The sequence below is a fragment of the Flavobacterium sp. WC2509 genome, assembly GCF_052683105.1.
The window spans coordinates 3,661,786-3,674,934 of record NZ_JBQZFG010000001.1 but is presented as its reverse complement, the minus strand read 5'-3'; the positions used below and the strand labels follow the sequence as shown (position 1 = coordinate 3,674,934).

General features: G+C 33.2%; 10 protein-coding genes. 7 read left to right on the top strand and 3 right to left on the bottom strand.

From position 1 onward, the window contains the following. Positions 1-26: 26 nt before the first annotated feature. Entirely contained in the window at positions 27-650 is a 624-nt protein-coding gene (locus tag ACUN3A_RS15430) for a response regulator (RefSeq protein WP_445552176.1), read from the bottom strand. Further along, entirely contained in the window at positions 647-2,515 is a 1,869-nt protein-coding gene (locus tag ACUN3A_RS15425) for a sensor histidine kinase (protein WP_445552175.1), read from the bottom strand. The genes ACUN3A_RS15430 and ACUN3A_RS15425 overlap by 4 nt, the downstream gene beginning before the upstream one ends. 398 nt (positions 2,516-2,913) lie before the next feature. Here ACUN3A_RS15425 and ACUN3A_RS15420 point away from each other — a divergent pair, with 398 nt between their 5' ends. From ACUN3A_RS15420 to ACUN3A_RS15390, 7 genes are all read left to right on the top strand, one after another. After that, positions 2,914-3,345 carry a hypothetical protein gene (locus ACUN3A_RS15420; RefSeq protein WP_445552174.1) on the top strand — a complete coding sequence of 144 codons (432 nt, stop codon included), beginning with the start codon at positions 2,914-2,916 and terminating at the stop codon, positions 3,343-3,345. A gap of 228 nt (positions 3,346-3,573) precedes the next feature. Next, positions 3,574-5,352, top strand: a complete 1,779-nt coding sequence (locus ACUN3A_RS15415; protein WP_445552173.1) for an AMP-dependent synthetase/ligase — start codon at positions 3,574-3,576, stop codon at positions 5,350-5,352. A 325-nt stretch (positions 5,353-5,677) separates the two neighbouring features. After that, a complete protein-coding gene (locus tag ACUN3A_RS15410) occupies positions 5,678-6,157 on the top strand; it encodes a MarR family winged helix-turn-helix transcriptional regulator (protein ID WP_445552172.1) in 480 nt (159 codons plus the stop codon). A gap of 106 nt (positions 6,158-6,263) precedes the next feature. Continuing rightward, positions 6,264-8,654: a 3-hydroxyacyl-CoA dehydrogenase/enoyl-CoA hydratase family protein gene (locus ACUN3A_RS15405; protein ID WP_445552171.1), complete on the top strand. Its 2,391-nt coding sequence runs from the start codon at positions 6,264-6,266 to the stop codon at positions 8,652-8,654. Positions 8,655-8,692: 38 nt separating this feature from the next. After that, positions 8,693-9,073 carry a four helix bundle protein gene (locus tag ACUN3A_RS15400; protein WP_445552170.1) on the top strand — a complete coding sequence of 127 codons (381 nt, stop codon included), beginning with the start codon at positions 8,693-8,695 and terminating at the stop codon, positions 9,071-9,073. Between the two features lie 32 nt (positions 9,074-9,105). Further along, a complete protein-coding gene (locus ACUN3A_RS15395; protein WP_445552169.1) occupies positions 9,106-10,287 on the top strand; it encodes an acetyl-CoA C-acyltransferase in 1,182 nt (393 codons plus the stop codon). Positions 10,288-10,444: 157 nt separating this feature from the next. Beyond that, positions 10,445-12,250, top strand: coding sequence for an acyl-CoA dehydrogenase family protein (locus ACUN3A_RS15390; RefSeq protein ID WP_445552168.1), 1,806 nt, complete (start codon positions 10,445-10,447; stop codon positions 12,248-12,250). A 165-nt stretch (positions 12,251-12,415) separates the two neighbouring features. Here ACUN3A_RS15390 and ACUN3A_RS15385 read toward each other — a convergent pair whose 3' ends face one another. Further along, positions 12,416-12,985, bottom strand: coding sequence for a dihydrofolate reductase family protein (locus ACUN3A_RS15385; protein ID WP_445552167.1), 570 nt, complete (start codon positions 12,983-12,985; stop codon positions 12,416-12,418). Positions 12,986-13,149: the final 164 nt, after the last annotated feature.

The following is a 13,149-nucleotide window of genomic DNA, read 5'->3' as shown; positions in this document are numbered from 1 at the left end:
ATGGAAGCATTTTTTTTATAATATTGTCAAAAAATATAACCTAATTCTTTTGCTCTATTGAGAAGAGGAATAATAGAGTTGACTTCTAATTTTCGCATACAATTTCTTCGATGAGTTTCTATAGTATATTCACTCAAAAAAAGTTCACCAGCAATTTCTTTTGATGTTTTCCCTTCAGCAATAAGGGAAATGATTTCAATTTCTCTTGTAGTCAAGTGAGATTTGTCGTTTTTTATAATCCCTATATCTGCATCTAACGATGGAAAGAAAAAACCATCTTCTTTTATCGTCTTAATTCCTTCTATCAATTCAGTAACTTCGAAATTTTTAGACAGATACCCTTTTACACCAATGCATTTTAATTTTTTTATTAATTCAATATTTTCATACTGACTGAGCATCAAAATTGAAATAGTAGGATACAAGTCGATAATTTTTTTTGCAGCTTCTATTCCATTCAATTCAGGCATATTTATATCGATTATAGCTAAATCTACCTTATTATTTTGCAAAAACTGAAGTAGTTCTACCCCATCATAAACTTCACTAATTATTTCACCTAAATTATTAGAGGAGATAATATAATTAATACCCGAAATGATCAACTTATGATCATCTGCAATAACAATATTATAATTCAATGTCGTCATACTAATGGAATTTCTATAATTATTGAAGTCCCTTTTTTATTACTTTCCAAAGTAATTATCCCTCTTAAAAATGCAACTCTAGACTTCATGTTTTCCAAGCCAAAGCTCTTAAACTCATTTCCAGTATCAAAACCTATGCCGTTATCTTCAATCATCAACAAAAGCAAGTCGTTTTCAGAAATTAATTGTATTGAAATCTTTGAAGCCAACGAATGTTTTAATGCATTTGTACAGGCTTCTTTAATGATTCTAGTCAACTGAGATTGAATTTCAGGCAGAAAAACATCAGATTCTTTCAGATTTGTAAACAACTCGAATTCGACATTTTTTACATTTTTTCTATAGAAAGAAACCTGATCTTCAATTGTAGCAATAAAATTAGTATTAAATTCCATTGGGTTCATAAAGTAACTTAAGTCCCTCACTTTTTCATATAATGTTTTTACATTTTCAAGTATAGATTCTTGTTGTTCTGAAGACAGATTACTTTCCAACAAATGACTCTCCAACTGTAATCGAAGCCCTGTTATATCGCTACCAATCTCATCATGAATGTTTCGTGCCAATCTTTCCTGCTCATTCGATTCAATCGTAAGCATCTTTTTAGACAAATCATCGTTTTTTCTAATTTCAGTAATTATTTTTAAAGCCGCTTTTTCTTTATCTAATTTAAATTTGTAAACAAAGAAAATAGTAAGCAATACAACTTCTATAACCGAGCCGTTAATCAAATTTCCCGGTCTGAATATTGGCAAATTAGCAATGTTTAAAGTATTCAATAAATACCCTAAAAAACCATAAAACAGAAATACAAACGACAATCCAAACAACATGAAAAAACCAATTTTAAATCGAATTCCAATAACAATTATAACCAGTATAAAACCGATTATAACATAAATCATAACATTGATTAAACCGTTAACAAAGTGGCTAAAATAGTTGCTTTGATGGAATAAAATACTACTCACAAAAATTAAGACTGCACTCAATAATAAGATGTAATTCAAATAGTTTAAAATCGAATTTAATTTTGGAAAATGTTTGGGTAACTCAACAAAAATTTGAAAAACCCTGACATAAAAAAATATCGATAATGCGATATAAAAATCTTTGTTAATGTAGCTCCAAAAATGGAAAAAAGCATTTGGAATTTCTAAAGAATCAAAATGAAAGTCTGAAAATTGAAATAAAACAATAAAGAAAATATAAAAAATATTGTACCAATAAATTTTCTTTTTCAATATTACAAATAGGCAAAGATTGATAAATATTGTCAACAATAAGATTCCAAAATACTTACCCATCAAATAACTAAACTCTAATTCGTCAGTCAAATATTCCTCTACAGTTTTAATGGTGGTAGGGAAATAAATGTTTTTATTGACTGTTGGGGTAACTTTGACAAACAAAATTTTACTTTGATTATTATCTAAATAAAATGGAAACGAAATACTTCTTACTGGAAAAGAACGCTCATCAAGGCGCTCATGCATAGACGATTGATCTATAAATACGAGTTTATTATTTTTGAATTCATAGAGTGAAAAAGACAAACCATTATTAAAAAAACTCCAAAGCATTTTTTGGTTTTTACCTGAGCCGTTTTTAACATCAAGGGCTAACCAATAACTACAAGTTGAAATTCCAGAACTAAACGCTTTATCAGGCGTAGGATGCTGAAATTTTCCCGCCTTAAAATTTTGAATTACTTCTTGAGTCGAAAAAGAATTACAATCTTCTAAATACTCATAATAAAAAGATAAATGATGAAAATCATTGTTGTATACATACGTTTTCAATGGAGCGGCCTGAACAGTTCCAATAATAAAAAGGATGAAATACAAAAGAAATTTTCTAGCCATAAACAAATTTAACATTTTTTTTAATAAAAAAAATACCCCTAAATGAGTATTGTAGTTATAATATTTACAGGCATATTTTATCAAAAAGTCTAAATAAATTTCAAGGTTTAAGAACAATTTAAACAACACTACAAATGCACTAGTAAGGCGATTTCCTCCTATAAACCTGACTCTAAACGAAATGCAATTGATAAAATTTTTATTCTCCAAAAGGAAACAATGAACGCAATTTATATGTTTATAATTACCGCTATTTATAGTTTTTTATCTAAAACCCAGTTTGTATCTTAGCCTGAAATTCAACAATAATAAGTAACCAATTTAATACCATTGAAGCTTAGATAGTTTAAAAAGTAATGCCCTCTACTCTTTGCTATTGCTACAATTAACCTACATCCATGAAAAATTTTACATTATTGCTTACTGCTCTTGTACTGAGTGCCTCCCATTCTTTTGCCCAAATTAAAGTGACTAAAATTAAGAGTGATAATAAAAATCACTATATCGCTAACGTTATTGGCTACCCAATTTCAGGTTTATACACCTATGTAAATCAAACTTCACCTACCACATTTCTAAACTCCGATGGAACTGGAATTATGCAAAATGAAGACCTCATCAAAGAAAATATTATCTGGGGAATCGAATGTACTCAATTGGGAGTTCCAATTTTCAAAGAAGGATTCAATAGTGCAAAATACTCTTTTTGGTATAAAATAAATAGTAAATCTGAGAATGAAGACGAATGGAAATTACAGCCATTTTCTATTCATTTTGACAAAAAGAAAATGTTCATTTCTGGAGAGCGTGTAAAAGAATATATCGAATAATTATTTTTAAAATCAAGTAATGCAAATAGCTCAGCTTCTTTTACTTTAACAAATTATAAACAGTCTTAAAAATAATTTTATCAATACAATTCATTCAAATTTAACCAATTAAGAAAACGATTTCGTTGATTACCAATATTGTAATTATATAAACAATAATTAATCTTTGGAAAATAAAAATAATTATTAAATTTTATTTAATTTGCAGTATAATTTAACAATCTCATAATGACAACTATCAATCGCCTCTTTGATTTTCCATACTATCAGCTAGAAAAATACAACAAACCAGATGCTTTAGTAACAAAGCAAAATGGCGTTTGGGTAAAAACATCAACTCAAGAATATATTGACAAAGCCAATGCTATTTCTAGGGCATTGCTACGAATGGGTATTCAAAAAAATGATAAGGTCGCCATCATTTCTAGCAATAATAGAACGGAGTGGCATATCATGGATGTTGGTATTTTGCAAACTGGTGCACAAAACGTACCAATTTATCCAACCATCACCGAAGAAGATTATGAGTATATCCTAAATCATTCAGAAGCGATGTATGTGTTCGTTTCAGATGCTGAATTATTTAAAAAAATCAATGCTATAAAAGCCAACGTTTCATCTTTGAAAGAAGTTTTTTCTTTTGATGAAATTGAAGGTTGCAAAAACTGGAATAAACTATTAAAACTAGGTGAAGATACTAGCAATCAAAATGAAGTTGAAGAGCGAAAAAAGAATGTAGATCCAGAAGATTTAGCTACAATTATTTATACCTCAGGAACAACAGGAAGACCAAAGGGAGTTATGTTATCTCATAAAAATATTGTTTCTAATGTTTTGAATAGTGCCGACAGAATTCCGTTTGAAGAAGGTGTAAGTCGTGCGTTGAGCTTCTTACCTATTTGCCACATTTATGAGCGAATGGTAACTTATATTTATCAATTTTATGGTTGTTCCATTTATTTTGGAGAATCTATTGAAAAAATTTCTGACAACATCAAAGAAATTAGTCCATCAGTAATGACTGGTGTTCCAAGACTTATCGAAAAAGTTTACGAAAAAATTATTGCCAAAGGTTCTGATCTTACAGGAATTAAAAAGAAACTTTTCTTCTGGGCTGTTGAAATAGGTTTAAAATACGAACCTTATGGCGTTAATGGTTTTTGGTATGAATTGCAATTAAAAATAGCTCGGAAATTAATTTTCAGTAAATGGAAAGCTGGTTTGGGCGGAAAATTAGATTTAATTGTAAACGGAAGTGCCGCACTTCAACCAAGATTAGCCAGAATTTTTGCAGCAGCAGAAATATACATTATGGAAGGCTACGGATTATCTGAAACTTCTCCTGTAATCTCCGTAAATGATTTTAGAAACAAAGGATTTAAAATAGGAACTGCTGGAAAAATCATCAATAATGTAGAAGTGAAAATTGCCGAAGATGGTGAAATTCTTTGCAAAGGCCCAAATGTGATGATGGGGTATTACAAAGATCCTGAAAAAACTGCTGAGGCCATAATTGATGGTTATTTTCATACGGGAGATATTGGTAATATTGATAAAGATGGTTTTTTATCAATTACCGACAGAAAGAAAGAAATGTTCAAAACGTCTGGCGGAAAATATATTGCACCTCAGCTTATCGAAAACACTATGAAACAATCTCGTTTTATCGAGCAGATTATGGTGATTGGTGATGGAGAAAAAATGCCAGCTGCATTCATTCAGCCAAGTTTTGAATTCGTCAAAGAATGGGCTAAAATACATAAAATAGAATTAGGAAAAACCAATGAAGAAATTATTGATAATCCAAAGGTAGTTGCTCGTATTAAGGAAGAGGTTGATCAATTGAACACCAAATTTGGACATTGGGAACAAATCAAACGTTTTGAATTAACTCCAGATGTTTGGTCAATAAATGGCGGGCAGCTTACTCCTACCCTAAAACTAAAACGTAAAATCATCAAAGAAATCTATAAAGATCTTTATGATAAAATTTATGGTCAGCCGTAATAATCCTATTTAGCTTTTAAATTCAAAGAGATTGTCCTCAAAAGGACAGTCTCTTTTTTATTTATTATAAAGAATAACTTCAAGTTAATATAAAAATCTAAGCACTTTTTTGACTTCAAAAATGTTTTTTATCTCTTTCGATAAAAATCTTCAAAAAACTTCCTTTTCGTTCGAAGTAGCATATACCGCGCATGCATAATATTTTCATAAACCCTTTATTTAAAAGGAGTTTTTTAATTATATTTATAAAAAAATTAAAAAAAAATACATTTATTATGCATGCATAGTATTTTTTTTATTACATTTGAAATCGATATAGTAGCTTATGAAAAACAAAACACTAGATTATATCCTAAGAGCAACCTGGCAAGCCGTTTCCAGAATGTATAATGAGGAAGCAAATAAATATGATGCAACAATGGCAACTGGATTTGCATTATTAAGCATGGACAGAGAAGAAGGAACACCGTCGACAGCATTAGGACCTAGAATGGGAATGGAAGCTACAAGTTTGACCAGAACCTTGAAATCAATGGAAGAAAAAGGTTTAATTACCAGAAAGAAAAATCCAGATGACGGAAGAGGCGTTTTGATTTATCTAACCGATTTTGGAAGAGAAAAAAGAGAGCTTTCTAAGAATACCGTTTTGAAATTTAATGAATCTGTAAGGCAACATATCTCGGAAGAAAAAATCAACAACTTCATTGAAGTCGCTGAAATTATCAACGAACTAATTCAAAATAAGCACATATTTAAATCTGAAGACGGAGACGAAAACGCCACAATTCAAAATTCTAAAAATTAACGAGTGAGGCGTTTTTAAATCCAAACAAAACTGTAATTCTTTTAGCATCAAAATAAAAAAATTACACTAAAAATCATGACTAATAAAAAGCAATAAACATCAAAATATGAAACGCACCATTAAAAAAGTTGCAGTAATTGGATCTGGAATTATGGGTTCAGGTATTGCCTGTCATTTTGCCAATATTGGAGTTGAAGTCTTATTGTTAGATATCATTCCAAGAGAATTGACTGATGCAGAAGCCAAAAAAGGGCTTACTCTTGAAAGCAAAGCTGTTCGCAACCGAGTGGTAAACGAACATTTAACCAACTCATTAAAATCGAAACCCTCTCCTATTTACAGCCAAAAATTTGCTAGCCAAATCACAACTGGAAATACGACTGATGATATGGCAAAAATTGCCAATGTTGACTGGATTATTGAAGTTGTTGTAGAGCGTTTGGATATCAAAAAATTAGTTTTTGAGCAAATCGAGAAATTCCGTACTCCGGGAACTTTGGTTACATCAAACACTTCTGGTATTCCAATTCATTTTATGAGCGAAGGAAGAAGTGAAGACTTTCAAAAACATTTCTGCGGAACTCACTTTTTTAACCCTGCGCGTTACTTAAAATTATTTGAAATTATTCCTGGTCCTAAAACTTCAACTGAAGTATTGGATTTCTTAAACGAATACGGATCTAAATTCTTAGGAAAAACTTCGGTTGTTGCTAAAGATACTCCGGCGTTTATTGGAAATAGAATTGGTATTTACGGGATTCAGAGCTTATTCCACTTGGTAAAAGAAATGGGATTAACAATTGAAGAAGTGGATAAATTGACTGGCCCGGTAATTGGTCGTCCAAAATCGGCTACTTTCCGTACGGTTGACGTTGTTGGTTTGGATACATTGGTACACGTTGCCAACGGTATCTACGAAAACTGCCCTAACGACGAACAACATGAATTGTTTAAACTTCCTGATTTCGTCAACAAAATGATGGAAAATAAATGGTTAGGAAGCAAAACTGGTCAGGGTTTTTACAAAAAAGTAGACAAAGACATTTTGTCTTTAGACTTAGATACATTAGAATACCGTGCCGCTAAAAAAGCAAATTTTGCTACGCTTGAACTAACAAAAACTATTGATAAACCAATCAATCGCTTTAAAGTTTTAGTAAAAGGAAAAGACAAAGCGGGAGAATTCTACCGTAAGAGTTTCGCCGGAATGTTTGCCTACGTGTCAAATAGAATTCCTGAAATCTCAGACGAATTATACAAAATTGATGATGCGATGAAAGCCGGTTTTGGATGGGAAAACGGTCCATTCGAAATTTGGGACGCGATTGGTGTTGCCAACGGAATCGAAATCATGAAAGCAGAAGGTTTAGAGCCAGCTACATGGGTTACTGAAATGTTGGCTTCCGGAAGTGAGAGTTTCTACTCTGTAAAAGAAGGAGCGACATATTTCTACAACATTCCAACAAAATCTCAAGTTAAAGTTCCGGGACAAGATGCATTTATTATTCTGAACAACATTCGCGAAAGCAAAAAAGTTTGGAGCAATAGCGGTGCAATCATTCAGGATTTAGGAGATGGAATCTTGAACTTAGAATTCCAATCTAAAATGAATACTATTGGTGGCGATGTACTTCAGGCTATCAATAAAGCAATCGACTTATCTGAAAAAGAATATCAAGGTTTAGTTATTGGTAACCAGGCAGCAAATTTCTCTGTTGGAGCTAATATCGGAATGATTTTCATGATGGCAGTTGAGCAGGAATATGACGAATTGAACATGGCGATCAAATTGTTCCAAGACACTATGATGCGCGTTCGTTACTCTTCAATTCCAGTTGTAGTAGCGCCTCACGGAATGACTTTTGGTGGTGGATGCGAAATGAGCTTACACGCTGATAAAGTGGTTGCTGCTGCAGAAACGTACATGGGATTAGTTGAATTTGGTGTGGGTGTACTTCCTGGTGGTGGTGGATCTAAAGAAATGGCTTTAAGAGCGTCTGATTTATTCCGTAAAAACGATGTGGAATTGAACGTTCTTCAGGAGTATTTCTTAACGATCGCTATGGCAAAAGTATCAACTTCAGGTTACGAAGCTTTTGATACAGGTCTTCTTCAACATGGAAAAGATGTTATCGTAGTAAACAAAGATCGTCAGATCGCTGAAGCTAAGAAACATGCTTTGTTAATGGCTGAAGCAGGTTATACACAACCGATCAGAAGAACTGATGTTAAGGTTTTAGGTAAACAAGCACTTGGAATGTTCTTAGTTGGAACGGATCAAATGGAAGCTGGAAAATACATTTCGGAACACGATAAAAAAATCGCTAATAAACTGGCTTATGTTATGGCTGGTGGAGATTTATCTGAAGCGACTTTAGTATCTGAACAATATTTATTAGATATCGAACGTGAAGCTTTCCTGAGTTTATGTACTGAGAGAAAGACTTTAGAGAGAATTCAATATATGTTAACTAAAGGAAAACCTTTGAGAAATTAGATTGAAGTATCAAGAATTAAGTATTAAGACTCAGAAATATGCATCAATTTGAAAAATTAAAGATTTGGCAAAAAGCAATGGACATTGCTGTTCATGTTTATGAAATTTCTTCATTATTACCCAATGATGAAAAATTCAATTTAAATCATCAAATAAAAAAATGTGCCGTTTCTATACCTTCAAATATTGCTGAAGGTTCTGGAAGAAATTCAGACAAAGAATTCATGCATTTTCTAGGAATTGCAAATGGTTCTACTTTTGAATTAATAACTCAATTAATACTTGCTAAAAGACTTAAACTTGTTAATGAAGATATAATTCAACCAACTATTAATCAATTAGTGGAGGTTTCAAATATGAATTTTTCATTTCAAAGATCACTAAAAGATAAAATCAACGCAAACATTGGAAAATCTTAATACTTAATTCTCCAATCTTAATACAATCATTTATGAAAACAGCATATATCGTAAAAGCTTACCGTACTGCGGTAGGAAAAGCACCAAAAGGGGTTTTTAGATTTAAAAGACCTGACGAATTAGCAGCAGAAACCATTCAGTTTATGATGGATGAACTGCCTGATTTCGACAAAAAACGTATCGATGACGTGATGGTAGGAAATGCCATGCCGGAAGCAGAACAAGGACTTAACGTTGGACGTTTGATCTCATTAATGGGATTAAAAGTTGAAGATGTTCCTGGTGTTACGGTTAACCGTTATTGTGCATCCGGATTAGAAACTATCGGAATGGCAACTGCTAAAATCCAATCAGGAATGGCAGATTGTATCATCGCTGGTGGAGCAGAAAGTATGAGTTTTATTCCGATGGGAGGTTACAAACCAACTCCGGATTATAAAGTTGCCGTTGCAGGTCACGAAGATTATTACTGGGGAATGGGTTTAACTGCTGAAGCGGTTGCCAATCAATACAAAATCTCAAGAGAAGATCAGGATGAGTTTGCTTACAATTCTCATATGAAAGCTTTGAAAGCGCAAGCTGAAGGTAAATTCGACAAACAAATCGTTCCGATTACTGTTGAACAGACTTTCATCAATGAAAACGGAAAAAAAGAAACTAAATCATACGTTGTAAAACAAGACGAAGGTCCAAGAGCCGGAACATCAGTTGCTGCTTTAGCTGGATTGAGACCTGTTTTTGCTGCTGACGGAAGCGTTACAGCAGGTAACTCATCACAAATGAGTGATGGTGCTGCTTTTGTTTTAATCATGAGTGAGGACATGGTTAAAGAATTAAACCTTGAGCCAATTGCCAGATTAGTAAATTTTGCTTCATCTGGCGTTGAGCCAAGAATTATGGGTATCGGTCCTGTAAAAGCAATTCCGAAAGCATTGAAACAAGCTGGTTTAGAATTAAAAGATATTGACTTAGTTGAATTAAACGAGGCTTTTGCTTCTCAGTCTCTGGCTGTAATTCGAGAGTTAGGTTTAAATCCGGATATCGTAAACGTAAACGGTGGAGCAATTGCCTTGGGTCATCCACTTGGTTGCACAGGTGCTAAACTTTCTGTTCAATTATTCGACGAAATGAAACGCAGAGGAAACAAGTATGGAATTGTTTCTATGTGTGTGGGGACTGGACAAGGTTCTGCGGGGATTTACGAGGTACTATAGATAAAGTTATTCGTTCAGTTTGTCATTGCGAGGAACGAAGCAACCTCACTAACAATTACGCAAAGTTTTATTTTGCAAATGTGGTTGCTTCGTTCCTCGCAATGACAAGATTGAGGAATAAAATCATAAATAAAAATACATACAAAAAACAAAAGCAATGGCAGATACAATCGAAAAAAACGTAACCCGTGGTGGTCAATTCATCGTAAAAGAAACAAAATGTGAAGATATTTTCACACCAGAGGATTTCAACGAAGAGCAGTTAATGATGCGTGACTCTGTTAGAGAGTTCGTTGATAAAGAATTGTGGGCACACAAAGATCGTTTTGAGAAAAAAGATTACGGGTATACACAAGAATGTATGAAAAAAGCGGGAGATCTTGGTTTCTTAAGCGTAGCAGTACCCGAAGCTTATGGCGGAATGGGAATGGGATTTGTTAATACCGTTTTGGTATGTGATTATATTTCGGGAGCAACGGGTTCGTTCTCGACTGCTTTTGGAGCTCATACTGGAATTGGTACAATGCCAATAACATTATACGGAACAGAAGAACAAAAACAAAAATATGTGCCAAAACTAGCTTCTGGTGAATGGTTTGGCGCTTATTGCTTAACTGAACCTGGTGCTGGATCGGATGCAAATTCTGGAAAAACGAAAGCTGTTTTATCTGAAGATGGTACACATTATAAAATCACTGGACAAAAAATGTGGATTTCGAATGCAGGATTTTGTTCTTTATTTATCGTATTTGCAAGAATTGAAGATGATAAAAACATTACTGGATTTATTCTTGAAAATACAGCCGATAACGGAATTTCATTTGGAGAAGAAGAACACAAATTAGGAATTCGTGCCTCCTCTACTCGTCAGGTTTTCTTTAATGATACTAAAGTTCCTGTTGAAAATATGTTGTCTGAAAGAGGAAACGGTTTCAAAATTGCTATGAATGCTTTAAACGTAGGTCGTATCAAATTGGCAGCTGCTTGTTTGGACGCACAACGTAGAGTAATCACAGGAGCAGTTCACTATGCTAATGAAAGAATTCAATTTAATACTGCTATTTCTCAGTTTGGTGCTATCCGTTCTAAATTGGCCGAAATGGCGACTTCTTGCTACGCAGGAGAAAGTGCTTCTTACCGTGCTGCAAAAGACATTGAAGATAGAATTACCGCTCGTGAAGCTGAAGGTGTTTCGCATCAAGAATCAGAATTAAAAGGAGTTGAAGAATATGCTATCGAGTGTTCTATCTTGAAAGTAGCGGTTTCTGAAGATGTTCAAAACTGTGCAGATGAAGGAATCCAAATCTTTGGTGGAATGGGATTCTCAGAGGACACGCCTATGGAAAGTGCTTGGAGAGATGCCCGTATTGCCCGCATCTACGAAGGAACAAATGAAATCAACAGAATGCTTTCGGTTGGAATGCTAATCAAAAAAGCAATGAAAGGGCACGTAGATTTACTAGGACCTGCTTCTAAAGTACAAGAAGAATTAATGGGAATTCCATCTTTTGACACTCCTGATTATTCTGAATTGTTTACTGAAGAAAAAGAAATGATTGGTAAATTGAAAAAAGCATTCCTAATGGTTGCCGGTGGAGCTGTTCAAAAATATGGACCTGATTTAGATTCTCACCAACAGTTATTAATGGCCGCCTCTGATATCTTAATTGAAATCTATATGGCAGAAAGTACCATCTTGAGAACTGAAAAATTAGCCAAAACAAATGGTGTCGACAAAATCAAGGAACAAATAGCAATGGCTCAATTGTACTTATACCAAGCGGTTGATATCATTACTCAAAAAGGAAAAGAAAGTATTATTTCATTCGCCGAAGGTGATGAACAACGCATGATGTTAATGGGTTTACGCCGTTTTACAAAATACACCAATATGCCAAATGTTGTTGGTTTGAGGGAAACAATCACCTCAAAATTGGTTGCAGAAAATGCTTACTGTTTCTAAATATTGATAATCTTTTTTAGTTTTTATTTGTTTAAAAAGCCACTATTGTCCCTGAATGACAAAGTGGCTTTTTTAATTTAGAATCTTACATAAAAAACTAGATTCCTTTTTAATTAATACTATCACGTTCAATATTTTAATCACAAAGTATTATATATTAGAATTTTATTTATCATTAGTTATTATTTCGATTGTAGGTTGATAGTAAAGTAATACCGCACCACCAGTAAAAGTTTTGGTTTTGATTAGTTTAAAAACAGTCCTTTCGTTTAAATTTTCAAATAATGGCAAACCGATGCCTGCGATAACAGGGTGAACACAAAGTTGTAATTCGTCAATCAAATTAAGTTTTATTAACTGTATAATCAAACTTCGACAACCAACTAAAATAGTGCTACCTGATTGTTGTTTGAGTTCTAAAACCTCTTCTTTTAAATCACGTTTTGCAATTCTGGCGCTTTCCCATTCAACAGTATTCAGTGTGTGGGAAAAAACAATTTTTGGAATTTTGTCTATTACCATAGCAAAGTCATCCATTGATTTTTCACCAGAAGGATTTTTTACTAGACTCTGCCAAAATTCCATAAGCTGATAGGTTATTCGCCCATATAAAATGGCGTCTCCGCTACTTAATAGGTCTGTGTAATGCTGATGTATTTCTTCATCAGGAGTTATTGCTGTATGATCGCAAAAACCATCCAGTGTCATGTTGATTGCTGCAATAATCTTTCTCATATCTTGTCGTTAATTGTTATTTACTTTAAAATACCTTTCAATTACTACTAATAGTTCTAGTTTGAATGTCGTTTAATTTATTACTTGCCATACTTTTACATTATCAACTCCCCTACTAGAATTAACACCTAAATCTATTTCTATAAAAACTGAATTTCTTGTAT